Origin of the sequence: Pauljensenia sp. UMB6358 (genome assembly GCF_030216865.1) — a bacterium.
Classification (GTDB): Bacteria; Actinomycetota; Actinomycetes; order Actinomycetales; family Actinomycetaceae; genus Pauljensenia; species Pauljensenia turicensis_A.
Window position 1 is genome coordinate 23296 of sequence record NZ_JASOMS010000003.1, and the last position, 25959, is coordinate 49254.

21 protein-coding genes are annotated in these 25959 nt (G+C 57.2%); 5 read left to right on the forward strand and 16 right to left on the reverse strand.

Annotation, left to right across the window (positions count from 1 at the left end):
• Positions 1–78 precede the first annotated feature (78 nt).
• Both QP381_RS02990 and QP381_RS02995 read left to right on the forward strand, forming a co-directional pair.
• Complete coding sequence (locus QP381_RS02990; protein WP_006681571.1) at positions 79–729, forward strand: potassium channel family protein; 651 nt, start codon at positions 79–81, stop codon at positions 727–729.
• A 5-nt stretch (positions 730–734) separates the two neighbouring features.
• Positions 735–1439 carry a potassium channel family protein gene (locus QP381_RS02995; protein ID WP_006681572.1) on the forward strand — a complete coding sequence of 235 codons (705 nt, stop codon included), beginning with the start codon at positions 735–737 and terminating at the stop codon, positions 1437–1439.
• Between the two features lie 30 nt (positions 1440–1469).
• Here the strand turns inward: QP381_RS02995 and QP381_RS03000 are convergent, their stop codons facing one another.
• From QP381_RS03000 to QP381_RS03015, 4 genes are all read right to left on the reverse strand, one after another.
• Positions 1470–2174, reverse strand: coding sequence for a DUF3159 domain-containing protein (locus QP381_RS03000; protein ID WP_006681573.1), 705 nt, complete (start codon positions 2172–2174; stop codon positions 1470–1472).
• A complete protein-coding gene (locus QP381_RS03005) occupies positions 2171–2479 on the reverse strand; it encodes a DNA-binding protein (protein ID WP_243440792.1) in 309 nt (102 codons plus the stop codon). Before QP381_RS03005 ends, QP381_RS03000 begins: the two co-directional genes overlap by 4 nt.
• Positions 2480–2558: 79 nt before the next feature.
• On the reverse strand, positions 2559–3200 hold the full coding sequence (locus QP381_RS03010; protein WP_285067765.1) for a DUF3710 domain-containing protein: 642 nt from the start codon (positions 3198–3200) through the stop codon (positions 2559–2561).
• A gap of 9 nt (positions 3201–3209) precedes the next feature.
• Positions 3210–3512: a DUF4193 domain-containing protein gene (locus QP381_RS03015; RefSeq protein ID WP_006681576.1), complete on the reverse strand. Its 303-nt coding sequence runs from the start codon at positions 3510–3512 to the stop codon at positions 3210–3212.
• Positions 3513–3694: 182 nt separating this feature from the next.
• Between QP381_RS03015 and sepH the strand changes: the two genes are divergently transcribed.
• Positions 3695–4849: a septation protein SepH gene (gene sepH / locus QP381_RS03020; protein WP_006681577.1), complete on the forward strand. Its 1155-nt coding sequence runs from the start codon at positions 3695–3697 to the stop codon at positions 4847–4849.
• A 70-nt stretch (positions 4850–4919) separates the two neighbouring features.
• Here the strand turns inward: sepH and QP381_RS03025 are convergent, their stop codons facing one another.
• On the reverse strand, positions 4920–6059 hold the full coding sequence (locus tag QP381_RS03025; RefSeq protein ID WP_285067767.1) for an alkaline phosphatase family protein: 1140 nt from the start codon (positions 6057–6059) through the stop codon (positions 4920–4922).
• Positions 6060–6064: 5 nt separating this feature from the next.
• On the reverse strand, positions 6065–6598 hold the full coding sequence (locus tag QP381_RS03030) for a DUF5998 family protein (protein ID WP_006681579.1): 534 nt from the start codon (positions 6596–6598) through the stop codon (positions 6065–6067).
• Between the two features lie 68 nt (positions 6599–6666).
• On the opposite strand from QP381_RS03030, the gene QP381_RS03035 reads away from it, so the two are divergent.
• The gene (locus QP381_RS03035) at positions 6667–9141 is read left to right on the forward strand and encodes a DNA gyrase/topoisomerase IV subunit A (protein ID WP_285067769.1); all 2475 of its coding nucleotides are present in this window, start codon (positions 6667–6669) and stop codon (positions 9139–9141) included.
• Positions 9142–9188: 47 nt separating this feature from the next.
• On the opposite strand, the gene QP381_RS03040 is transcribed toward QP381_RS03035, so the two are convergent.
• The 3 genes from QP381_RS03040 to QP381_RS03050 all read right to left on the reverse strand — a co-directional run bounded on the left by QP381_RS03040 (position 9189) and on the right by QP381_RS03050 (position 13571).
• Positions 9189–10229: a GNAT family N-acetyltransferase gene (locus tag QP381_RS03040; protein WP_285067771.1), complete on the reverse strand. Its 1041-nt coding sequence runs from the start codon at positions 10227–10229 to the stop codon at positions 9189–9191.
• 83 nt (positions 10230–10312) lie between these two features.
• On the reverse strand, positions 10313–11251 hold the full coding sequence (locus tag QP381_RS03045; protein WP_006681582.1) for a GNAT family N-acetyltransferase: 939 nt from the start codon (positions 11249–11251) through the stop codon (positions 10313–10315).
• A 217-nt stretch (positions 11252–11468) separates the two neighbouring features.
• On the reverse strand, positions 11469–13571 hold the full coding sequence (locus QP381_RS03050) for a DNA gyrase/topoisomerase IV subunit B (RefSeq protein WP_006681583.1): 2103 nt from the start codon (positions 13569–13571) through the stop codon (positions 11469–11471).
• 172 nt (positions 13572–13743) lie between these two features.
• On the opposite strand from QP381_RS03050, the gene QP381_RS03055 reads away from it, so the two are divergent.
• Positions 13744–13965, forward strand: coding sequence for a DUF7455 domain-containing protein (locus QP381_RS03055; protein WP_006681584.1), 222 nt, complete (start codon positions 13744–13746; stop codon positions 13963–13965).
• Between the two features lie 144 nt (positions 13966–14109).
• Here QP381_RS03055 and smc read toward each other — a convergent pair whose 3' ends face one another.
• The 7 genes from smc to ileS all read right to left on the reverse strand — a co-directional run bounded on the left by smc (position 14110) and on the right by ileS (position 25833).
• A complete protein-coding gene (gene smc, locus QP381_RS03060) occupies positions 14110–17625 on the reverse strand; it encodes a chromosome segregation protein SMC (protein WP_285067772.1) in 3516 nt (1171 codons plus the stop codon).
• Positions 17626–17748: 123 nt separating this feature from the next.
• Positions 17749–18201, reverse strand: a complete 453-nt coding sequence (gene ndk, locus QP381_RS03065; protein WP_006681586.1) for a nucleoside-diphosphate kinase — start codon at positions 18199–18201, stop codon at positions 17749–17751.
• Between the two features lie 120 nt (positions 18202–18321).
• Positions 18322–19023, reverse strand: coding sequence for a dihydroxyacetone kinase phosphoryl donor subunit DhaM (gene dhaM, locus QP381_RS03070; RefSeq protein ID WP_040318674.1), 702 nt, complete (start codon positions 19021–19023; stop codon positions 18322–18324).
• On the reverse strand, positions 19020–19652 hold the full coding sequence (gene dhaL / locus QP381_RS03075; RefSeq protein ID WP_103633609.1) for a dihydroxyacetone kinase subunit DhaL: 633 nt from the start codon (positions 19650–19652) through the stop codon (positions 19020–19022). Before dhaL ends, dhaM begins: the two co-directional genes overlap by 4 nt.
• Before the next feature lie 8 nt (positions 19653–19660).
• Positions 19661–20653, reverse strand: a complete 993-nt coding sequence (dhaK, locus tag QP381_RS03080) for a dihydroxyacetone kinase subunit DhaK (protein WP_103633608.1) — start codon at positions 20651–20653, stop codon at positions 19661–19663.
• 95 nt (positions 20654–20748) lie between these two features.
• Positions 20749–22416, reverse strand: a complete 1668-nt coding sequence (locus QP381_RS03085; RefSeq protein ID WP_103633607.1) for a bifunctional folylpolyglutamate synthase/dihydrofolate synthase — start codon at positions 22414–22416, stop codon at positions 20749–20751.
• 138 nt (positions 22417–22554) lie between these two features.
• Positions 22555–25833: an isoleucine--tRNA ligase gene (gene ileS, locus QP381_RS03090; RefSeq protein ID WP_285067780.1), complete on the reverse strand. Its 3279-nt coding sequence runs from the start codon at positions 25831–25833 to the stop codon at positions 22555–22557.
• Between the last annotated feature and the right edge of the window lie 126 nt (positions 25834–25959).

The following is a 25959-nucleotide window of genomic DNA, read 5'->3' on the forward strand; positions in this document are numbered from 1 at the left end:
CATGTGCTCTAGGCCAGCCCTTCAGACGTGACGAAAGCACGCTGATGCGGGTAGTTTAGGAGCGTGCATTTCGTCATTATGGGATGCGGTCGCGTTGGTTCTTTCCTCGCCACCGCTTTGGATGCTGATGGGCATTCAGTTGCAGTCATCGACGTTGATCCGAAAGCTTTCTCGCGTCTGCCGTCAGATTTTTCCGGCAAGCGCGTCACCGGCTTGGGTATGGATCGCGAGGCCCTGAAGAAAGCTGACATTAAAGACGCCTATGCGTTCGCAGCTGTCTCCAGCGGTGATAACTCGAACATTATTTCGACGCGTATCGCCCAAGAGACCTTCCACGTGCCACACGTTGTCGCACGAATTTATGATCCTGAACGCGCCTACGTGTACGAGCGTCTCGGCATCCCAACGGTTGCGACCGTGAAGCGCACGGCAGAATCAGTTCTGCGCCGTATGCTTCCCCCGGATGCGGCGGTCACATGGACGCACCCCACGGGCGAGGTTTCCTTGGTTACGGCGACGCCCGAGACATCGTGGTACGGCGTTTCTTTCCCGACAGTTGAAGAACTTACCGGCGAGCGTATTGCCTTCGTATCCCGTTTGGGGACTATCGTTCCAGCGCGCCAAGACTTCGTGGTGCAAGAACACGACCAGCTGTACTTTGCGATCGGTGGAGCAGAGTCGACGCGCTTGCGTTCTATTCTGACGGCCACCCCGAACTTTGAGGACTGATACGCATGAAGATCGTTATCGCAGGCGCAGGCTCGGTTGGTCGCTCCGTCGCCCTTGAACTTCTCGAACACGGTCACGAGTGCACTCTGATCGATAAGCAGCCCGATAAGTTACGCGTTGCATCGGTTGCTGACGCGGACTGGGTTCTCGCTGACGCCTGTTCTCCCGACGCTTTGCGTGAAGCAGGTCTTGCGGAAGCTGACGTGATGGTTGCCGCGACGGGCGATGACAAGGCTAATCTGGTTATTTCTTTGCTAGCGAAGACCGAGTTCGCGGTGCCGCGAGTGGTTGCTCGTCTGAACAATCCTCACAATGAGTGGCTGTTCAATGGCTCGTGGGGCGTTGATGTTTCGGTGTCGACCCCACGCATTATGACGGCTCTCGTGGAAGAAGCCGTGTCCGAGGGTATTCCGGTTCGTTTGTTCTCGTTCAACTCTGCTGAAGTATCGATGTACGCGATCGTTTTGCCCGAGGGCTCCCCGATCGTTGGCAAACGCATTTCTGACACGGATCTGCCTCCGCGCACCGTATTGACGTCGTTGCTCCGTGATGGTCGCCCACTCACGCCATCGGATGATGATCTTTTTGAGTCCGGTGACGAGTTGTTGCTGTTGATTTCCGATACGGAGAAGAATGCTCTGTCGACTCTCCAAGCGTTGGTGGAAGTTCCGCCAGCGGCCGACGAAGAGGAAGTCGAGTCGGAAGAATAATTCCGCCTTCACCCGATTCGCGATTCGTCGCTACGAGGCCTGGGCTGGATGCTCATCCGCCTTTGTTGGAGAGAACGGTTTTAATCCCATCCAGGTGAGCCATGTGACGAGGGCAAAGAGTGGCAGTCCTAGGACAAGCTTCGCGATACCTAATGGGCCAACCATATGAGCAAGCCATAGGGGAAGCTCAATGCCAAGACGTAGTGCGAAGAGCCCTGTCCAAAGCCACGTAAGAAGAAGGCCTCGACGCTTAAGGCCGGCCCACTCTTCTTTGCGATACCAGTCAGCTTCCAGTTCCCAGAACATCCCAGCGCCCCGGGAGACAAGTGGCTTTCTTACGACGATCGACGCAAGGAAGCCAACAAGGAAAGCTGCCGAGGTAATCAGGCCCCACGTGTAGAAGTTTTCTCCCCTGCCCGAAGCAAGAGCCCAGACCACGCCGATTCCTACACCGATTACGCCTGAAAGCGATTGCGTCAGTGGCTGACGCTGAACAAGACGGATGCCAACGGCGAGTAGCGCAACGACACCCGCGACGACCGATGCGCCGACGACCGAGTGGAAAATGATGAAAACGACAACGAAGAGAAGGGCTGGCACTACGGATTCAGTGAGTCCGCGCCAGCCTCCGACCGCCTGGGTAAAAGAAAACGATTCTTCGTTGAGTTGACGCGTCCAGGTCGGACCAGACTCGGTCACGCCAGTGGATTCATCGTGTTCATCTAAGGCGCTCACATGTTCTCCGAAGCGATGATGCGGTAGAGCGGATTGATGATTGTCAGCACGTCTCCTTGCATTCCTGCTGTGCCTTCAACCTCAATGTGTTCGCCGACTTTCAGCCCCGGAATTGACACGCGTCCCGGCCATCTCAGTTCAATGGAGGCCGTCCCGTCATACAGGGTTCCAACCAGCATGAAATGTGATCCTTCAGGCGGGTAGGTCATTGACATGAGCGTGCCAAAAAGCGTGACGTGTTGACGATTGTGAACGTCACGAATTGGAGTGGTTCCACGGCGCGCTCGCCTCTGTTCCTCATCCAGAGCCTCGTCTTTTTGACGACTGTCCGTCGAGAAATGTTGCGCGAGTGCGTTCCAGAAGCCTGACGCACGCGAACTGTGTTTAGACACGAGGAATCTCGACTTCTTCGTTCGGAAGGTGAAGAGGAAGCAACCCAAGGCGAGCGCGTGGCTGATCGTCGCGAACGACAACGATTCGGTCAATGATCGACTCGAAGTTTTTGCCTGCCTCATTGCTCAGAGCCGCAGGGCCAAGAATGTCAATGCGCGCAAACCAACGGTCGCCTTCACGTCCGATGATCCTCATCCGCGAGGTCCCCTGTCGGCCATCCGGAAGGGAGACTGGAATATCAGCTTGGAGCTCAGTCCCGTAACGCGTATCGCGATCAATGACTGTTGCAGAATCCTTCAGCAATGCGGCACGGATCTCTTCGCGGATTTCATCCCACACGCCACCGCTTCGAGGTGCTGCAGCAACAGAAATCTGCAGACCGGAGTCTCCGATAACGATTAAAACCTTGAGAACGGAGTGACCGTCATCGCCGACCTGGGTACGCAACTGGGCACCGGGGACGGTGGGAAGAAGCAAGGAGCCCATATCGATGTAGCCGTTGGACGTATCGCACTCGCCAACCGAGCGAGGGCCCGGCAAATCAAGTGGGTCAACGGTTTCTTCAGGTGCTACCTGCGCTCCAAGCTCGGGAATATCGGTTGCTTCAGCCTTTTTCTTTCGAGAGAAAAACAAGATAGCGCCTCAGCCCGCGCACTCGGTGCACACCGGCAGACCAGCGTCGTCAACGTAGGCGAGCTGAGAAGCGTGGTGGACGAGGAAGCAGGACGAGCAGGTGAATTCGTCATCCTGACGGGGAATAACGTGAACGGTCAGTTCTTCCTTCGACAGGTCAGCACCGGGGAGCTCAAAGTTCTCAGCTGCTTCGGTCTCGTCTTCTTCGATTTCAGCGGAACCAGCGTCACCTCGACGCGACTTCAGTTCCTCGATTGAATCTTCGGCAACATCATCGTCATTCTTACGAGGTGCGTCGTAATCGGTAGCCATGAGTTTCGTCCTTCGGGCGGGTTATTTCATGATTATTACAGCCTGATCATGAACTGTATCGGCGGAGGGAATATAACACTGTTAAGAGACGAATGCCACCACTTAGGACTTTGCGGCGCGTTCAATCACGATTAGTGCCTACAGTTTGAGAACATTTCGCTGATGAACTGTAGGAGGTGCTCATGATCGAGCTCGATTTGCTCGGTATCGGCGCAGACGGCGAAACGCTGGTCTTTACCGATCCAAACGGGGAACGCTACCAAGTCTCTATTACTGACGAGCTTCGCGGATCAATCCGTCGTCATCGTATGCACCTCGAGCCAGCACCCAGCCCAGCGCGTCAGCAGATCTCTCCCCGCGAGATTCAGAGCCTGCTCCGTGCCGGCGCTACTCCCGAAGAAATCGCCACATCCCACGCATGCGATATCGAGATGGTGCGTTCCTTCGAAAGCCCCATCCAGGCTGAAAAAGAATACGCACTCCAGCGCGCGCAGAATATGCGCATTGGCTCGGTAGCGGACGGCCCGAAGATGGGTGAGCTTGTCATTGATCGATTGGCCGCACGCGGTGTTGATCCGTCAACTTTGGAATGGAATGCAAGTCGCGAAGGTGCTGGCCCCTGGCAGATTTGCTTGACGTTCATCCAGTCGGCGTCAGAACACGCCGCCAATTGGCTGTTGCCGAAGACCGGTCCTCTTGAAGCTATTGATCAGGAAGCCCAGTGGCTGACTGAAACCCAGTCGTCGACTCCTGCGGCTTCAATCTTCACTCCCCTGCAGCCGAACGCACCCGATGCGTTGGATCCTGCAGACCTCGAAGAAGTTCGCGCACGTGAAGCGATCATTGATCAGTTGAATGCGAGCCGCGGAAAGCCTCAGGACATCGAGTATGACCTTGATGACGAGGATTTTGACCCCGAAGAGTTCGAACAGGCCACGCTGACCGATTCTTCAATTTCGGCTCGCATCTATTCCTTGGCACATGCTCGCACGAAGGAAGAGGAAGAGGTCCCTTCGCAGAACTCCGAGTTCCCTGTTCTCGATGCACTGTCCGCATCGACGCCGATCCCGAGCGCGTCTACTTCTTCACCAAAGGACAAGGAAGCTCCCAACTCGAAGACCCAGGACACGAAGGTTCCTTCTGCAAAGAAGACTGCGCCCGCGAAAAAAGCGTCCACCGATTCGGATGCTGATTATGATGATCAGTCGTTGCCAGGTCTTGAAAACCTTGTTGAAGAGCCTCATTCTTCAGCGCCAGCTAGCGCGAAGAAGTCGAAGTCTCGTCGTCGTTCTGTTCCCAGTTGGGACGAAATCGTCTTCGGTTCAAAGTCGAAGTAGTCGTTTTCAAACGAGAAACCCACGACACATGATGCTCGTGAGTTTTTCGTTTTTTGCTGACGGCTCGGGTTCAGGAAAGCCGGATCAGCGGAATTCGCATTTCAGCTTCGGTCAGGGAACCGTGGACTCCAGGCATCGCGATCATTTCCGGCTTTTGTGATCTGGAATCAACGAGGCCTGCGCGTCCATTAAAGAACGCGATACCCGCGCCAATTTCGCGATTACCTGGGCCTTCACCCAAGAGGCTCGCAGATTCATCGCAACCGAGTACCCACGCGACGTCGTTCAGTTCATGCTTCCAACGGTCAATCACTTCGGATTCACGACCAGCTTCGGTATGAATGTGAACAGCGCGTGTTTCTCCGGCAAGGATCCGTACACCGTCGGCAAGATCTGGACGATCCGCAAGATCAATCAACGCACCATGGTCAATATCGATCATGCCGTGATCAGCAGTCAGTACCGTACGCACGTTGCGGGGCAGGATACGAAGCAGGCGCCCCAATCCAGCGTCGAAGGCTTCAAGAGCATCGGACCATTCCCAAGAGCTCACTGCATGCCCATGGCCCGTATGGTCGATTTCTGACCAGTAGAGGTAGACGACCTGCGTGCCTTTCTTGAGCTCTCCCAGAGCCGCACTGGCACGCTCATCCCAGGTTTTGCCAGCCACGTGGCGCGCGCCCCTTAAAGCAGCCTTCGTCAAGCCCGAACCAGCGAACGTCGGCGGAGAAATAACTGCGGACTTCACCCCCTGCTGGCTGAGGCGCTCAAAGTAAGTCGGACATTCTTGCCATGCCAGAGGATCTGGACCATTCTCAAACGCCAGAAGATTCATCACCGAATCCCCCCGGGCAACCGCATAGCCCACCATCCGCGTCTTCCCAGGCTTTTCCCCTGTTCCAAAAGAGGTAATCGCAGCAACTGTCGTCGACGGCGCGATCGTGTGAAGGTTCACAATGTCATCGCGCACCGACCGCAAGGTCGACGCGTGCCCAAGGTGAGACATCAAGGGAACATACCCCAAGCCATCGACCAAGATGATCAGGAGCTGCCCTTCTTCACGGTCAAGCGACAAACGAGCCCGAGCGGCCTCGTTCCCCAGAGGCAGACCGGCACATGCCAAAGCGGCACCAAAAACATCAGCCAAACACGGGTCAGCCTGCGAAGGCACATCTGCCCATGCGGGAACCGAAACGGGTGAAGTGGCCATGGCGATCAGTGGTGATCTCGAGTAGCAGATGAAAGCAGGTCCACGAACTGCCTGGCTTCAGTCATTGCATCCACGCCATCAGCGTCGACGCTGATACGGAAATTCAAATCATCGGGGAAAGATGCGACCGTGTAACCGTGTTCCGCTGTGCACGAGGGATCGCCACATTGAGCGGGCTCAACTTCGCTACGACGCATTGCCCCCAGATCAACCGAGATGGTCAGCTCCGCAGGAAACATCGATGTCATCGCCTCACGGTAGACCTCAATCGACGACACCGTCCCCAAACGCGAAAGAGGGAAGATCCCCGTGCCAACGGAGGCTCCGCCATCTTCGAGTTCATCAACATGCATATGAATCAGCACGCTGTCAGTCAGAGTCGCCAATGACAGGTGGCGGAAAACCGACCCCTGATCAAAAGCAGCATCCACCTGGCAAAGAGTGGCGCGTGGCGTCTGACCACCCAACGCGCGCTTCAAAGATGCGGTAACAAGCTGGGGGAAAAAGCCCGTTCGATTGATTCGATCCCATGTGTTCACCCTCTAATTGTGCCCGCGTTCGGCGTGGGAGTCGAACAGAGTTTCTTTCGCCCGTGATAATCGCGAATATGGCTAAGAAGGACCTCGTAGAACCACTGCCCGTTGCGGACGAAGACATCAGTGAAATCAATGTCTCCGAAGAGATGCGAACCTCCTTCTTGGAATACGCCGTCTCTGTCATCTACGCTCGCGCACTCCCAGACGCACGCGATGGCCTCAAGCCCGTGCAACGACGCATCCTGTTCCAGATGGATCAGATGGGACTTCGCCCCGACAAGGGCCACGTGAAATCCCAGCGTGTTGTCGGCGAGGTTATGGGTAAGCTTCACCCGCACGGTGACTCGGCAATTTACGAGGCTCTTGTGCGCCTCGCTCAGCCGTTCAACCTGCGTCTTCCCCTAGTCGACGGACACGGCAACTTTGGCTCTCTTGATGACGGCCCCGCAGCCGCGCGTTACACCGAAGCCCGTATGGCTCCCTCCGCGTTGGATCTTGTCACCGGTTTGGATGAAGACACGGTTGAATTCGTGCCGAACTACGACAACCAGTTCATGCAACCCGAGGTACTCCCAGCGGCATTCCCCCAGCTTCTGGTCAACGGCGCTTCCGGTATTGCTGTTGGTATGGCAACGAATATTGCCCCGCACAATCTTGCTGAAACAATCGCAGCGTCCATTCATCTGATTGAGCATCCGGATGCCACCGTCGCCGACCTGATGCGTTTCGTGCCCGGGCCTGACCTGCCTGAAGGTGGCGTCATCGTCGGACTCGATGGAATCAAAGACGCCTACGAAACTGGTCGCGGTGCTTTCAAGACTCGCGCAAAGGTCGGAGTCGAACGCGTCAGCGCACGCAAGATGGGGTTGATCGTCACCGAACTGCCCTACATGGTCGGCCCCGAAAAGGTCATCGAAAAGATCAAGGAAAACGTTAACGCCGGGCGGCTGAAGGGTATTTCGTCGGTTCAGAACCTGACTGACCGTATCCACGGCCTGCGTTTGGTCATCGAAATCAAGAACGGTTTCAACCCCGAAGCGGTCCTGCAACAGCTGTACAAGCGCACACCTCTTGAAGATTCCTTCTCGATCAACGCCGTTGCCCTCGTCAATGGTCAGCCTCGTACCCTCGGTTTGAAAGACATGCTGAGCGTATTCGTCAACCACCGTCTTGACGTGACAACGCGACGCACGAAGTTCCGTCTGGGTAAGGCTCAGGATCGCCTTCACCTGGTTGAAGGTTTGTTGATCGCAGTCCTCGATATTGATGATGTCATTGCGATTATTCGTTCGTCTTTCGACGTGGAAACCGCTCGCGAACGACTGAAGATTGCCTTCGACCTGACCGATATTCAGGCGAACTACATTCTGGAGCTCCGCCTGCGTCGCTTGACCAAGTTCTCGCGCATCGAGCTAGAGAACGAACGCGATGAACTCCACGCAACGATCGCACACCTTGAAGAGATTCTTTCCGATCCGGTGATGTTGCGAGGACTGGTCATCTCTGAGTTGCGCGATGTTGCTCAGCGTCTGGCTACTCCCCGGCGGACTCTGCTGCTGTCGTCTGCCGGAGCCGAATCGGGGAACGAGGCGACGAGTGGCGCCGCCTTGGCTGCTACGTTGCCGGCCACATCGAAGTCCGGCAAGGGAATGGACCTGCAGATCCCTGATGACCCGTGCGTCGTTGTGCTGTCATCGAACGGTGGTCTGGCTCGAATTGAAGGCGGAGACCCGCTAGAACCGGGGCCTCGTGCCAGCCACGACGGGTGGATAGCACAATTGTCGTCGACCGCACGTTCTCAGATCGCGGTTGTTACAGCAGACGGTGTTGCTCACCGCATAGAGGTCGTGGACCTACCCGCGCTCCCCCGCTTCGATACAGGATTGTCGCTGGCCGCAGCCACGCCCGCATCTCTGCTCTTGCACACGAATTCTCCCGCGATCGGTTTGCTTGATCCCGCATCAGACCAGGTGTATGCGATGGGTACTGCCCACGGCACCGTGAAGCGCTTGAAGCCGGATGTACTTGCCCGTGACGAATGGGAAGTCATCACACTGGATGACGGTGATCGTCTAGTTGGTTTCGGACCGTGTGCCGACGACTACGATCTTGTCTTTGTTTCAACCGACGCGCAGCTTCTTCGTACGCCGGCATCGAAGGTACGACCGCAGGGTCGCACCGCCGCTGGTATGGCTGGTATGAAGCTGAACGATGGTGCCCAAGCACTCGGATTCTGGGCTCTGTCAGTATCATCAGACTCCTTCGTCGTCACCGTCGCAGCAGCTGAAGGAGCACTGCCGGGAACGGGTCAGACGACCGCTAAGGTAACTCCGCTGGAGCTCTACCCGGTCAAGGGTCGCGGTGGTCAAGGCGTCCGCGCCCAGCGTTTCCTGCGCGGTGAGGATCGCATTGACTTGGCGTGGGTGGGTGACCGTCGACCTCGAGGCGCCTCAGCTGATGGCTCCCCCGTTGACTTGCCCGACGTTGACGAACGTCGCGATGGGTCAGGTACTCCCGTGGTTCTTCCAATCACCCTCATCGGCTAAGGCGCTACAACGGTTCGCGCCGGCGCGAAAGTGCCGGCGCGGCCTCGTCACACATCGATCGCGTACAAGCGCGTCTGACCCACCGTCGCAAAACCCAAATAATCGTAGACGGCAAGCGCTCTGGAATGATTCGCGCTTCCGAGCCCAGCGCCGATACGATCCATCCCATCGGCTGCCATCGCGCGCATCGACGACGTAATCAGGGCATCGACGACGCGATCCGAACGCGCCTCTTCCAAGACACCCATCTGGTCGATATAGCCTTCGCGCCAACCAAGAGCAGCCCAGTCCTGGACGTACTTCGAGGCAAGAAGGAAACCAACCACGCACGGACGGTCACCCCTGCGGTCCACGGCAACGAACGACCACTGCGGGACGAAAGAAGTACGTCCCATCAGCCACTGTTCACGAGTGAGGGCAGGACTACCCCACTCAATCTCGGAGAGCCGATTCGCGGCGTGACGCGCCGGTTCATCCCACTCATCCGACCAAGGTTCAATCGTCAAATAACGGCCAAGATCCGGAGTCGGAGGAATCTGGGACAGATCCGCGCGAAGTTCATAGTACGAACGGGTCCAGTGGAAGCCACGCAACTGAAGCTGCTCTTCCAGCTCATTTTCACCCGCCTCGACAAGCATGGTGATCTGAGCCGGCGCATCCGTATCCGCTGTAGCAAGCATCTGACGCGAAACTGCTTCCTGCCATTCAACCAGCGAACTGCCCAAGCCAATGCGACGGAACGACGGGTCAACGCCTCCGTCGCACAGGCACTCCACACGACCACTCTGGCGCATTGCAACGCGACCGTAAGCGACCATGCGCCCCTTCGCGATACCACGAGTCGTCATACCGGCCAGCCCACGCCAGCCTTCAGCCGACAGCATCTCTTCGACTTCGTCGACACTGGTGCGATATGGAGGATTATCCTGCGCTTCCATGCGCGCAATCAGCGTCGCCAATTCATGCAGGCGATTCATGCTGAGCTCTTCCCAGACAATCCCATGATGGGACGGCGGGAATGGCACGTCGTCGGATGCGCCTGTACGACGAGCCAGCGGGATTTCACCCGTCAACGCATTGTCAGCCATGCGCGTCCTTTCTTGTCACCACCAGATTGTGAGATATTCACGTCCCCGTATTCGCCCACGGGCACGCTAACCCGCAGGACACCTTATTGGTCAATCGAATAGAAAACCTGCGCGGGCCCGTCAAGGAAACCGAGGTGCTCGTAGATGGCATGGGCGTTCGACGTATTCTTCGTATCCACATCCAATCCGATCCTGGACATTCCCGATTCAGCGGCCGCCGCCACCGCTGCACCAATCAACGCGGTTGAAAGCCCGTGCCCACGATGCGATTGATCAACGGCCAGAAGTTCCGCGTATGCCTCTGTCTTACCGGTCGCGGCCCACCGTTCAACGGGGCGTCCCACGACGAAACAGCCAGCCAGCTCGCCCTGCTCAGATACTGCTCCGAACGACCAGCGAGGATCCAAATTCGAGGTAGATTCTTCCCACCAGGCCTCGTGCAAGTAGGGCAGGGTGTGCTCAGCGAAAGAACGCAAGTACAGTGCTTTCGCGCTCCCCATATCAACATCGGACCACGGAATGATCGAATAGCCGTGGCGAGGCTTCCGAGCCTTTTCAGCCCCTAGAAGCTCGCGGTACATCACTTGGAACGTAGCCTTCGCGTAGAAGCCCGCCGCAATATACAAACGACGACGATCCGTCATGTGGGCATCAACGACGTTGAAAATTGATGCGGGGACCTTCGAGTCCGCTCCGAATGTTTCGACCAGCATTTGACGGGCACGGCCATCTTGCCAGTAGAGGAGAGCTCGGCCCAATCCACGTCCACGCCAATGCGGATGAATGTAGGCGTTGACCTCGGCGGCAGCATGATCTGAGAGCGAAGTGAGGACTCGAACGGCTGCGACTGCGCAAATACGATTGTCTGAATCGATACCGACAAGCGCATCGATCCAGAAATCTTGCGTGCGACCTTCCACCATGTCGGCGATGTCGGATGCACTCATACGATGATGCATCTCATCAGCAGCCTCAACCTGACGAATCACGTCATAAACACCCGGAGCGTCGGAGGCGATCATCGAACGCCACCTCAATCCGATGTGGGTGCCCGGATACGAAACTGAGGCTGGTGGCTTCAAACGTTGCGCAAGTCCAGTCATAGATCCTAGTGTACGTGCGCATCGGGTCTTTGGTCACATACGCGGGAAGGTTCTGCGCTAGGTCTCAGCGGCCAGGTGCTCAATACACACGGTGCGAAAAGACGAGGCCCAACACGGATGAGGCGACAGGGAGTTTTCAGGCATCGATGCGCATGCGGTCGATGCCAGAGGATCCTTCGACAATGAAATCCTTACGCGGTCCCACCGTGGAACCCATCAGCAGTTCGAACACATCTTCTGCTTCGCGCAAAGCGTCTTCATCATCAAGGGTGATGCGTCGCAAGGAACGATGCGCGCGATCCATGGTGGTTTCAGCCAACTGGTCCGCGTCCATCTCACCCAGGCCCTTGTAGCGCTGGATCGGTTCTTTCCATGTCCGCCCCGCCTTACGCAGTTGAGCAAGCTTCTTGTGGAGTTCATCTTCGGAATACGTGTAAATCAGTTCGCGAGGCTTGCGTCCCTTAGCGCTCACTTCAATGCGGTGCAACGGTGGAACAGCAGCGTAAATTCGGCCAGCTTCGACCATGGGGCGCATATAGCGGAAGAACAGGGTGAGCAACAACGTGCGAATATGCGCGCCATCGACGTCAGCATCGGTCATCAAAATAACCTTGCCGTAGCGGGCGGAATCAAGATCGAAAGTTCGACCTGATCCTGCACCAATGACCTGGATAATGTTCGCGCATTCCGCGTTCGCCAGCATATCCGCTGTCGATGCCTTTTGGACGTTCAGGATCTTGCCTCGAATCGGGAAGAGCGCCTGATACTGGCTGTTGCGTGCCGCCTTTGCCGTGCCCAGTGCCGAGTCACCCTCGACGATGAACAGCTCGGTTTCTAAGACATCTTCCATTCGGCAGTCTGCGAGCTTCGCGGGCAGAGAGGATGTTTCAAGCGCATTCTTCTTACGCGAAATTTCCTTGTGAATACGCGCTGAAACACGCGCTTTCATTTCGCCGACAACCTTTTCCATCAACGAAGACGTCTGCTGTTTGTCGTCGCGCTTTGAGGAATTAAACTTCGCATTCAGCCAGTCGGTGACAACGCGAGACACGACCGTACGGACTTGTGGTGTACCCAGGATTTCCTTGGTCTGCCCCTCAAACTGCGGTTCGGGGAAACGGACGGTGACAACGGCAGTCAGACCCGCTTGGACATCATCCTTTTCGGGACGCCCATCTTTGGTACCCACCTTCAACTTGCGCGCGTTCTTATCAATCTGCGCGCGCAACACCTTCAAGACAGCCTGCTCGAAACCGGCAACGTGTGTGCCACCCTTCGGGGTCGCAATAATGTTGACGAATGACTGCAGTGAAGTATCGTAGCCAATCCCCCATCGCAAGGCGCAATCCACCTGGCACGTGCGTTCCACTTCGGTCGCAGCGAGGTGTCCCGTTGACGGATCGAGTGCCTGAACGGTTTCGGTGAAGGTTCCTTCACCTTGAATATGCCACGTGTCAGTCACAGGACCATCGCTGGCCAGCCAGTTCGTAAAGTCAACGACGCCACCGTCGTAGCGGAATGACTCGTGAAGCTCTTCTTCTGCGCGCTCATCCCAGCAGTTGATGGTCAGGCCGGGAACAAGGAATGCGGTCTGGCGTGCACGCGCACACAAAGCTTCCCATGAGAATCCTTCGGTTGACGGGAAGATCTGAAAGTCAGCCCAGAAACGCACGCGTGTACCGGTGACATTCTTCTTTACCTTGCCAACGGTTTTCAGCTGTGAAGATTCTTCAAACGGAGTGAACGGTGAATTCGGGGTGCGTTGCTTCGAATCGTCGAATTCGCCGGGCTCACCGCGACGGAAACACATTTCCCATGTCTTTGAGCCGCGGTCAACCTGCACGTCAAGACGCGCGGACAGCGCGTTCACAACGGACGCACCCACGCCGTGCAGACCACCCGATGACGCATAGGAACCGCCACCGAACTTACCACCAGCGTGAAGCTTCGTGTACACGACCTCGACGCCTGACAAACCGACACCGGGGACCTCGTCAACCGGAATACCTCGACCGTTGTCAGCCACCGACGCAGAATAGTCAGGGTGCAGGCGCACATTGATCGTGTCGCAGTGACCTTCAAGAGCCTCGTCAACGGCATTGTCGATAATTTCCCAGAGACAGTGCATCAAACCGCGGTGGTCCGTGGAACCGATGTACATGCCGGGGCGCTTACGAACAGCTTCCAGTCCTTCAAGGACGCTGAGGTGCCGTGCCGAATAGTCAGATGAAGAAGTCACCCGCTTATCTTAAAGAATCATTGAATGAGCGCCATTTCACCTCGCCGTATTCTTCCAGATGACGCGTGTTCCACTTGCTCGCATGATGAGCACACTCGCGTACGGATTGCGCCGAGGGTGAACAATCGCTTTTGAACGCGACATTACCGACTCTTTAGTGTGTGATTGAAACATGACAACGCTTTCACTTCAGCCAGAAACCTCAACGGCCCCGGTTCTCAACGCCGCCGACCGTTGCGACAAGTGTGGCGCGAAGGCGTGGCTGCGTGCCACGATGCCATCCGGCTTCCAACTGTTCTTCTGCGCCCACCACGCGACGCAAAACCTTGACGCCCTTATGCTGTCGGGCGCCTCGATCCTCGACGAACGTCACTTCCTGAACAAGGACAACTGATCATCTGCTGTCTCGGTTCTCTTTGACCACGCCACGACTACTGAATAGACAATGGGTACGCCATCTGGCGTACCCATTGTCTTTGTTATCGCGCGGGCAGAAAACATAAAGATGCGGACACGGGTTTCTCACACTAACACGGCATTATGAGCGCGCAAGACGCTGGGAAACAACTCCTGTCACACCATCACGCATCGAGACGCCATAGAGAGCATCGGCGATCTCCATAGTGCGTTTCTGGTGCGTGATCACGATCAGCTGAGATTCTTCACGTAGTTCTTTAAAGATTGCCAGAAGACGCGACAAGTTCACGTCGTCGAGTGCGGCTTCAACTTCGTCCATCACGTAGAACGGAGATGGACGAGCTTTAAAGATCGCGACGAGGAAAGCAATAGCTGCGAGTGAGCGTTCACCACCCGACAGCAAACTCATTCGCTTGACCTTCTTGCCGGCGGGGCGAGCTTCAATTTCAATGCCCGTGGTCAAAGGCGAATCTGGGTCGGTCAAAATCAGATCACCTGTACCGCCGGGGAACAAAACGTCAAAGGTGTGCGCGAACTGTTTCTTCGTGTCTTCAAATGCGGAAACGAATGCTTCTTCAACCAGTCGATCCACATCGGTAATGATGCTCATCAGATCGGCTTTTGATTCTTTGAGGTCTTTTACCTGTTCCATCAAGAATGCATGACGAGCAGCCAGAGCATCGTGTTCTTCCAAAGCCAGGGGGTTCACGCGCCCCAGGCGCACCAGCTCGTTTGAAGCTTTCTCAAAAGCCTTTTCTTGTTCGCTTCGAACAAAAGGCTGGCCTTCTTCGCTGACTTCTTCATCCGGGTCCGATGGGAAAACGGGTACCAGGGTATGGGGTCCGTATTCTTCAATCAAAGTGTCAGCATCGAGCGCAAGCTCTTCCATTGCTCGACGCTCAACATCACTCGCTTGCAATTCCAGTTGAGTGCGCGCAATTTCGTCACGTTGAACCTCGCCAGTAACGTCGGCTAGGCGCTTCATTTCTTCATCCACGGCCAAGCGCAGGGCACCAACGCGCTCATTTTCCTGCCGAGTTTCTTCAGCAACCGCCGTCTGGCGGGCCGAGGCGATAGCAAGCAGCTGGGCAGCCTCGTTCACTGCCTGACGCGCGTCGGCCTCAATCTCCGTTGCAGCACGCAACGCAACCTGGCGTTGAGCTTCGCGCTTCGCATAACGGCCACGCTCTTCGCGCTCTTTTGCTGCTGCCTGGCGAAGGTTTCGGGCACGCGCGCCAGCCTGCCTGGATTGTTCTTCTAATGCTCGCAATGCCAGGCGCGCTGAGGTTTCCGCTTCACGGGCTTCTTTCGCCGTTCTGGCAGCACCCTCAGCTTTATCGCGCGCTGCGTCGACGTCTTCAGAGGGACTCTCCGACAGTGTTTCGACTTTCGATCGCGCTTCTTCAACGCGTTCTTTAGCCCATTCGACATGATCCTCGGCACGTTTGAGCGCTTCTCGTCCACGGCCTACCTCAGCTTCACTGGCTGCGAGCGCGGACTGGAGTCGTGCAGTCTTTTGAGCGCGTTCAGCCTGCAGGGCGTCGTGGGCACGCAGAGCTTTCAGGGCTTCGTTCGCTCCGCGTATTGCCAGGTCCAGCGCAGTATTCGCTGCCGTGAGTTCATCAGAGAGGGCATCGCACGTGTGTTGTGCTGCCTCGGCCTTCGTAGCGGCTGCTTCGTGTTGGGCTTTGATGGCAAGTAATGAGTCGGCTGTCTGTCCGGCTGCTATAACACCTGAACGAGTCACCATTGTTCCGCTCAATGTAACGGCAACGTCCACTGTGTCGATCGCAATGCCACGTTGGGCAGCATCAAGATCGTTGGCAACTACTGCGCCACAAAGCAAGGCTGAAACGCTCGCTGCGACTTTCGGGTCTGGTGTCACGCACTCTCGCGCCCACGTCAGGCCCTCGGGTAGTTTCTGCTTGGCAGGCGCGACCTCGTCCCCATTCGCGATCATCATCCGTAACTGGCCACTATTGGACTCCTGGGCGTCGCGCGCTTGAGTGAGCGCAGAATCCAGGGAATCCATGACGACGGCGTCCGCAAATGGGCCAAGTAGCGTCGCGATCGCGTTCTCGGTTCCTTGGCGGGCGTTCACGAAATCCTGGACGGCACCCAGCACGTGGTCACGATCGAGCAGGTGAGCCGTGTCATCGTCACGCGCAAGAAGCTGGGTCAGGGCATCACGACGCGCTTCCCAGTGAGCACGATCGGCGCGAGCTTCGCGTTCAGCGGCAAGGAGGGCATCAACTTTTGCTCGTGCCTGATCACGATGGATGCCCGCCTGCGCATGCGCGCGACTCACATCGAAATCGCCACCCGATTCTTCGGGCGCGTCCTCAACGGCTTTCTTCGCTTCTTCAGCTCGCGCGAGTGCAGCTTCGAGCGCGCTACGAGCACGACCGGCTTCCGCTTCACCGGCTTCCAATCGGGCGTGAGCACTCCCAACATCACCCGTCAGGCGCGCCACTTTCTCACGATGGTCAGCGACGAGTGCGTTGACCCTGGCGAGTTCTTTGGCTGCGCGTTGATCTTCGTCTTCCGCTTGTTCCTTGGCGCGTACGAGGCTACTTAATTCACGTTGGGCTTGCTGAACACGCTGGAGAAGGTCCCCGTCCTCATTCGAAGCAGCTAATGCCCTCTGGTCCAAGACATCCGGGTCTTCACCCGTCGGTGTAGCTTCGGGGCGCGAATACTGTTTGACGCGCTCGGCAGAGATTGCGAGCGTCGTCTTCGCACGCTCATGGACGCTGGTCGCTTCCTGCCAGACTCGCGTCACGTCATTCGCATTGCGAGCGCGAGCTTCTTGATTGCGTTCGCTTTCCTCAATTGATGCCCGCAGATCCGCAATCTTGGTTTCATGCGCACGCTTCAGCTCTTCGAGACGGGTATCAATATGCGACTGACGTTCAAGCTTCTCGCGCACGTTCACAAGATCGTCGGCGAGCAAGCGAGCTTTCGCGTCTCGCACTCGTGCTTGGATCAACGAGGCCTTGCGCGCCTGCTTCGCTTGGCGCGCAAGAGGACCCAGCTGGCGTCGGATCTCTTCAGTCAGGTCCAGAACACGCACGAGATTCTGATCCATGTCAGCGAGCTTCTTCAGCGCACGCTCTTTACGCCGGCGATGCTTCAGCACACCGGCAGCCTCTTCAATGAACCCGCGACGATCTTCCGGGGTTGCTTGAAGGATCGAGTCGAGGCGCCCCTGCCCCACGATGACGTGCATCTGACGTCCCATGCCCGTATCGGACAGCAATTCTTGAATATCAAGCAGTCGAGCAGGTGAACCGTTAATTGCGTATTCGGAGCCCCCACCGCGGAACAGTGTCCTGGTGATCGTTACTTCCGTGTATTCGATGGGAAGAGCGCCATCTGAGTTATCGATCGTCAGATCAATCTGCGCACGTCCTAAAGCCGGACGTCCCGATGTGCCGGCGAAAATAACGTCCGACATGTTAGAGCCACGCAGGCTCTTCGCGCCCTGCTCGCCCATCACCCAGGCAAGTGCATCCACAACGTTCGACTTACCCGAACCGTTCGGACCCACGACACAGGTGATCCCGGGTTCAAGCTTCAACGTCGTCGTAGACGCGAAAGACTTAAACCCGCGTAGCGTCAGGTTCTTTAAGTGCACGGGTCAAGGATACGTGGAAACTGTGGGAAGAATAAGAAAAAGTGGCGCCTGCAGATGCAAACACCACTTTTTCATAATGTCATGCGTGCTCCTCGGACAGGTTCACGCTCATACAAGATAGTCTCAGCAACACAGTTCAGGGAACCACAGTGCGATCTCACGCTCAGCAGAAGTCGGGGAATCTGAACCGTGAACAACGTTCTCCACGTGGTTCGAACCCCAGTCGCGTCCAAGATCGCCTCGAATAGTTCCAGGAGCAGCCAAGGTCGGGTTTGTTGTGCCCATGAGAATACGCATACCCTCAATCACGCGGTCACCTTCAACCACGACGGCAACGAGCGGGCCCGAGCTCATGAAATCAACCATTCCGTTAAAAAAGTGTTGCTCACGGTGCTCCGCGTAGTGCTCTTCAAGGAGTTCCCTAGAGGCCTTCTTAATCTTCAGGCCCTTCAGGACATAGCCCTTCGCTTCGATGCGACGCAGAACCTCTCCGGTCAGACCGCGAGCAAACCCATCGGGCTTGACCAGGATCAGAGTGTGTTCCTTATTCGGGTCGAGCAGATCAGGAGTTGGCATTCGCCCTCCTTTCATTACACGTTGTTCAAGGAATCAATATCGTAACCGATGATCGCATCATCGTTCACACGACGTGGCTGTGGCGGTACTCGGATGAATATCCACCACAGCCACACCGCATCACGAAGCGTTTTCGATCATCTCTTTGAGAGCAACAATGCTCTCAGCTGCCTGCGGACCAGTAGCCCGCAGTTCAACCGTTTCGCCCTGCTTCACACCGAGAGCCATGATTTCAAGAACGGAAGCGGCATCTGTTCCATTCACAAGAATCTCGGCATCAAATGTGGCTGCAAGACGAGCCAGAAGAGCTGCCGGACGAGCATGCAGACCAACCGGATCAGCAACAACTGCCGTGTCCGTGACACCATCGGTTGGAGCTGAAGAAGTCTGGCGATCCTGATGCATAGAGTGAAGCTCGATCATTGGTCCGATCGCATTACGCGCAGCATCGGCAACGTCATTCAGGCAATCACCCAATTGAGCGCGCACCGCAGCCGCGACAGCACCCTCAACAAGCGGAGCTTCAATGAACTTCAGATGATCGGGATCGTCAGCAAAATCCAGAACCGATTCAACCGTCATCGTGGCTGAACCAAGATCTGTCAGGATCAAGACACCTGCACCATCGCCATCGCCAACCTCATCGAGGCAGGCGCTGACAGCAGCATCAATCTTGTCGAAGGATGTACCGATCCCGCCCTCATCAGTACCACCCGCGGCTTGGAAGAAAACCTCGGGAGCCATCTGCCGGGCAAGTTCGACTACGCCACGAGCCAGAAGATCCGAATGGCTTGCGATGACAAATGCAACGCGCGCCATCATTCCTCCTCAGCTGCTTCAAGCGCCTTCGCAAGGATGATCGCGGACGACATAGCACCCGGATCAAGATGTCCCTTGGAACGCTCTCCCAGGTAGGAAGCACGACCCTTGGTTGCCTGAAGAGGTTCAGTGGCAAGAGCACCCTTATGAGCGGCCTCGGAAGCAACCGCCAGAACCTGTTCAGGTGTGGCGCCAGATTCTGCAGCAGCCTTAGCTGCGTCATACGCCGGACCCCAGGCATCGACCATGGTCTTCTCGCCACGCTCTGCCTTGCCACGAGCCTGAATGCCAGCGAGAGCACCGCCGATCAGGGCAGCAACAGCTTCAGCGGTCAGAGGTTCGTCGACAGCAACCTTTGCTGCGCGCAGGAAAGCTGTTCCGTACAGAGGACCAGCAGCCCCACCGACCGTCGACATCAGAGTCTTCGCAACGATCTTCAGGCAGTCCTGAACGCTAGTCGGAGGCGTTGCTTCGAAGGCTTCCATGACCTTGCCGAACCCACGATCGAGGTTCTCACCATGATCACCGTCGCCGATCTGGCGGTCCAGATCGATCAAGTATTCACGCTGAGCACCAATCTCTACGCGAGTAAGCGCAATCCAGCGCATTGCCCATGCAGTATCTAGCGCCATCTAGTCCCTCACTTCCATGCCGGTGTTGCCACCGGCGCATCGAACAGTTCAAGCATTTCGTCATCCACGCGGAGCAGGGAGACAGAAACGCCAGGCATTTCAAGGCTGGTCACGTAGTTGCCCACCATTGTGCGAGCAATCTTAATGCCGTCTGCTTCCAGCAGCTGAGCCAGTCGACGATGGCAAATGTAGAGCTCGGACGAAGGTGTGCCACCCATTCCGTTGACCAGGGTGATCACACGCTGGCCCTTTTCAAGCTTCAGGTCATCACGAACCTTGATATAGAGCTCTTCCACCAGTGCGTCAGCGGTTTCCATCTTGCCACGACGGTAACCGGGTTCACCGTGGATACCGATGCCGAGCTCGATCTCGTCTTCGCCAAGATCGAAGGAGGGGGTGCCTGCGTGAGGAACCGTGCACGGGCCAAGTGCGAGGCCCATGGAACGCATCTCGTCGTTCACACGCTGAGCGATTTCGGTGACCTTGTCAAGGTCGTCGCCACGTTCTGCGGCTGCACCGGCAAGCTTCTCAACAAAGACGGTGCCGGCAACACCACGACGGCCTGCGGTGTACAGCGAGTCTTCGACCGCGACGTCATCATTGACGACAACGGAACGGACCTCGATGTCTTCCATTTCAGCCATTTCGGCGGCGGTCTCGAAGTTGAGGACGTCGCCGGTATAGTTCTTCACGATGTGCAGGACGCCTGCACCGCGATCGGCAGCCTTTGTGGCTTCGAGGATCGGATCCGGGGTCGGGGACGTGAAAACGGCGCCAGGAACGGCAGCATCCAGCATGCCCAGGCCGACAAAGCCTGCGTGCAACGGTTCGTGACCAGAGCCACCACCGGAAACCAGACCGACCTTGCCGTTATCCTTCGGGGTTGCGCGGGTAACGAAATCGGGATCGAGGTGAACCTCCACCATATCCGCATGCGCCAGAGCAAACCCTTCGAGGGTTTCCTTGACGACGTTGTGGACGTCATTGACCAGCTTCTTCATCGTGCCTCCTTGCATCAAAACAGAGCGGTCATGCTCTGGGACTATGGTGCCACGACTTTTGCTACTCGACTAGCAAAAAGACGGCTCACTGACCTCTATGGACGAATGCCAGCAAGATCAAGCATGTGGCCTGCAAGAACGACCGAGCCAAAGACGACCACGCCGCATTTGTCTGCGGGGTCAGTGGTGACTTCAGCAAGGGTCGCCGCACGGTCGACCGCTTCGCCAAGATTGTCGCGTACTTCCACCCTGTCTTCACCAAAGACATCGATTGCAATTTCGCGCAATTGTTGGATATTCGCAGCACGTTCGCCGGGCATTTCGGTGATGACAATCGAATCCAGATGCGGTTCCATTTCGGCCAGAACGGACTCGATGTCCTTGTCTCCCATCGCCGAATAGACGCCGACAACGTGAGCGAATGCGAAGGAATCGTCAAGAGCATCGGCAAGGACGCGAGCACCTGCGGGATTATGTGCAGCGTCGACAAGAATTGTCGGGGATGTGCGCACAACCTGCAGGCGTCCCGGTGAAGTCGCCGTCATCATGCCATTTTCGACGATCTTCGCATCCAAGGCGCGACCGCCCATGAACGCTTCGACTCCAACCAGAGCTGCCGCCGCGTTGTGGGCCTGATGCTCGCCAAAGAGCGGAACGAAAACGTCAGTATAGGTGGCGGAAGGAGTGCGGACAGTAACCAGCTGACCACCAACGCCCATCTGGCGATCAAGGAGCTCGAAGTCTCGGCCTTCAAGGCGGACGATCGCATCAACTTCGCGGGCGCGGTCCAATAGGACCTCTAGTGCTTCTTCGGGTTGCTCGGCGATCACGACAATCTGACCGGGCTTGATAATCCCGGCCTTTTCTTCTGCGATTTCACGGATCGTGGAGCCCAGCCACTTCGTATGATCCAGATCGATCGGCATGATCACAGAAACGCCGGCCTCAATGAGGTTCGTGGCATCCCACGTTCCACCCATGCCGACCTCGATGACGCCAGCATCGACCGGGTGGTCCGCAAACGCTGCCAACGCTAGAGCAGTAAAGACCTCAAAAAACGACAGGCGTACTCCTCCGGCAGCAACCGACTTCGTGTCGACCATCTCGACGTAGGGCGCGATATCGTTCCAGGCTGCGATAAAGGCTTCGCGGGAAATTGGTATGCCTTCGATACTTATTCGCTCACGCACATCAATCAAATGCGGAGACGTAAATCGTCCGACGCGCACGCCGAACGCAGTCAGCACCGCATCGATCATGCGTGCGGTCGATGTCTTGCCGTTCGTACCCGTAATGTGCACGGTCGGGAATGTATTCTGCGGATCGCCCAGGATATCGAGCAGCATCCGGATGCGATCCAAGCTCGGCTCAATGTCGTGTTCGGGTGCGCGCTCGACGATTGATTCGTAGATCTGAGCCACCGTAGCATCCAGCTCAACCGAATCTGCAGCCTTCGCGAGAGCTTCTTCGTGTTCTGCGCGCGCTGCCTCGGCGTCGTCGGCAAAGTCTTCGTCGATATCGCCTTCCAGTTCTGCGAGAATCGAAGGATCGGGGCCAAGTAGCAAGGAGGATTCGACGAGGTTCCGCAGAGCAGTTTGCAGTTCAGCCTCTTCGGCATCTTGCCCGTGATCCGTTACGTCAGTCAATGCCACCTCATCGGGCTCGTCAGCCGCTTCAAGGTAGGGAATCAGATCCGCAGGGATTGAGCCTGCAACCGCTTCTTCCTCGCTATCGCCAAAGAATGCGGAGTGATCGTTCGACATGAGGGCCTCCAGAGCACATGTTGCCCGGCGCATCGAAAGTGCGCGCAGTTAAAAAGCGACCCGCCTATTTTATACGGTTCGGGGCTGGGAGCACTTCGTAGTGATGTGATCCCAGCCCCGAGTCACGCGATCAAATGATCAGTGCTTTGCGACGCTCACCGTGAGCTTCTCGCCGGCTTCCACGTTCACCTGAAGGGCGAGCGTTTCGTGGGCGATCATTTCAGTGTGCGCGTTCACGGCGTCCACGCGATCAGTAGGAACAACGAGGTTCAGCGTGATGCGGTCAGCAATATGCAGGCCGGCGTTCTTACGCTCATCCTGCACGGCGCGGATCACGTCACGTGCGTAGCCTTCAGCTTCCAGCTCCGCGGTCAGCTCTGTATCAAGCAGGACCACCGTGCCATTGCTCATGACGTCCGCCGCCTGGCCTTCTTCAGCGTCCACGGTGGTGGCCACTAAGAACTGCTCGCCGGTCAGAACAACCGGCTGGCCATTAAGCTGGACGGTCGCAAAAACACAGCTACCGTCTTCGTTCACGGTCCACTCGCCCGACTTCTGCGCCTTGAACAGCAAAGACGTCAGCTTACGGAGCTCGGGAGCAAAGGCGCGCGGGTTCAGCGACAGTTCGATGTTCGCACGCAAACCGGATTCTTCCGGCGTTCGGAAGCGAACGTCCTTGACGTTGACCTCGGATGCAACAAGGTCAGCGAACTGGCCGAGCGCACCCGCCTGCTCAGAGACGATCGTCATGCCGGCAAGTGGCTGACGAACGCGCAGGTGATGGTTCTTACGCAGGGCGTGTGCCGTCGACACAACGTCGCGGACCTCGTCCATTGCGGACACCAGTGCGTCGTCAGCAACCAGATCCGAGATCACCGGGAAGTCAACCAGGTGGACAGACTCACCACCGGTCAGACCGCGCCAGATTTCCTCGCTGAGCAACGGGAGTAACGGAGCTGCAATCTCAGACAGACGGACAAGAGCGGTGTACAGCGTGTTGAACGCAGCCGAATCCTCCTCCCAGAAACGCTGGCGCTGAGTACGCACGTACCAGTTCGTCAGAACATCCAGGTAATCGCGGACGTGCTCGCATGCCTTCGCGATGTCATACCAATCCAAGTCAGCCTTGACATCGGCTGCGAGCGAGCGCGTGCGTGCCAGCAGGTAGCGGTCCATCTTCGACAAGCTGGAAACCACCGCTTTGTCGTTGAGGTCCCAGGCCGTGGCCTCGTACCCCTTGCCCCCATTCGCTGCCCCCGCGTACAGAGTGAAGAAGTAGTAGGTATTCCAGATCGGCAGTAGCACCTGGCGAACCGTGTCACGGATACCCGTGTCGGTCACTATGAGGTTGCCACCGCGGACGACAGGCGAGCTCATGAGGAACCAACGCATCGCATCCGAACCGTAGGTGTCGAACACGCCGTTGACGTCCGGATAGTTGCGCAGGGACTTGCTCATCTTGCGGCCGTCATCACCCAGAACGATGCCATGCGAGACAACGTTCGTGAACGCCGGGCGGTCGAACAGAGCGGTCGCCAGGACGTGCAGGGTGTAAAACCAGCCACGCGTCTGGCCGATGTACTCGACGATGAAGTCGCCCGGGTAGTGCGACTCGAACCATTCCTGGTTCTCGAACGGGTAGTGAACCTGCGCGTACGGCATAGAACCAGACTCGAACCAGCAGTCGAGAACGTCCGGGATACGGCGCATCATCGACTTGCCCGTCGGATCATCCGGGTTCGGGCGAACCAGCTGATCGATGAACGGGCGGTGCAGGTTATCCACCTTCACGCCGAAGTCGCACTCAAGTTCCTTAAAGGAACCGTAGACGTCTTCACGCGGGTAGTTCGGGTCATCTGAACGCCAGACCGGGATCGGCGCACCCCAGAAGCGGTTACGCGAGATCGACCAGTCGCGAGCGCCGGCAAGCCAGTTTCCGAAGATGCCGTCTTTGGTGTGCTCAGGAACCCAGGTGATCTCTTGGTTGAGTTCGACCATGCGATCACGGATAGCGCTGACGCGCACGAACCACGAGGACACAGCCTTGTAGATCAGTGGCTTACGGCAACGCCAGCAGTGCGGGTAGGAGTGAACATACGACTTCTGCTGAACCAGAACGGCACGCTTTTCTTCGGGAACGCGGGCCAGCGGACCAGTACCATCGCGCAGGTCAACGGTGATCGGCTTATTCGCATCGAACACCTGCATGCCCTGGTAGTCGGGAACTTCAGACGTGAAGCAACCGCCTTCATCCACCGGGATGACCGGTAGGATTCCGCGTTCCTGGCAGACGAACATGTCGTCTTCACCGAATGCGGGTGCGATGTGGACCAGGCCGGTGCCGTCTTCCGTCGACACGTAATCGCCGGGGATGATCGTCCAGCCGTCCGGGCCGGGAGCCGCACCCTTGGCGCGGTGATCGGCGTTGTCGAAATAGTCGAAGATCGGGAAGTAATGCTTGCCCGCAAGCTCGCTCCCCTTGAAGGTCTTCACGATCTGCGGTTCTTCGCCCAGTTCCTTCGCGTATGCGCCAAGACGCCCCTGAGCGACAACGACATCCTGGCCGGCAACCGGGGACTCGAGGTCAGCCGGAACGCGCACGACCACGTAGTCGATGGTCGGGCCAACGGCGACAGCTTCGTTCGACGGCAAGGTCCACGGGGTCGTAGTCCAGATCAGGACCAGTTCACCCTTGTCAGAGCCCTCAACAAGAGGCTCTTCGAGGCGCATACCAACGGTGACCGTGTTGTCTTGACGATCCTGGTAGACATCGTCATCCATCTTGAGCTCATGGTTGGACAGCGGGGTGCGGTCGTGCCAGCAGTACGGCAGAACGCGGTGGCCCTGGTAGGCAAGATCCTTGTCATAGAGAGTCTTGAATGCCCAGATGACCGACTCCATGTAGTTCGGGTCGAGCGTCTTGTAGTCGTCGGAGAAGTCAACCCAGCGAGCCTGGCGGGTGACATAGTCTTCCCACTCGTTCGTGTAACGAAGAACAGACGAACGGCAGGCCTCGTTGAACTTCTCGATGCCGAGGCCACCTTCGCGGGTGATCTCAGTGACATCTTCGATGCCGAGGATACGCTGCGCCTCGAGTTCAGCGGGCAGACCGTGCGTGTCCCAGCCGAAACGGCGTTCAACGCGGTGGCCGAGCATTGTCTGGTAGCGACCAACAACGTCCTTGACGTAGCCGGTCAGAAGGTGACCGTAGTGCGGAAGTCCGTTGGCAAAGGGTGGGCCGTCGTAGAACACGAACTCGTTCTGACCGCCTTCGCCAGCAGGGCGCGCCTCAATGGACTTACGGAAGGTATCGTTATCGGCCCAAAAGGCCAGGGTTTCGCCTTCCATCTGCGGGAAGGACGGGCTTGCGTCCACCTCGTTGTCGCGGTGACGCGGGTAAAAGCCGTGCTTCGTCATTGTTGTCCTCGTCTGTTCGATTCACAGGGACGAGGACCAGCTTCACTGGGACCCGCGGTACCACCCCGCTTGCTCTACCACCCCGATGCGTGCGCGCCGCAGGAGCAAAGCCGCTTCTTTTATTCG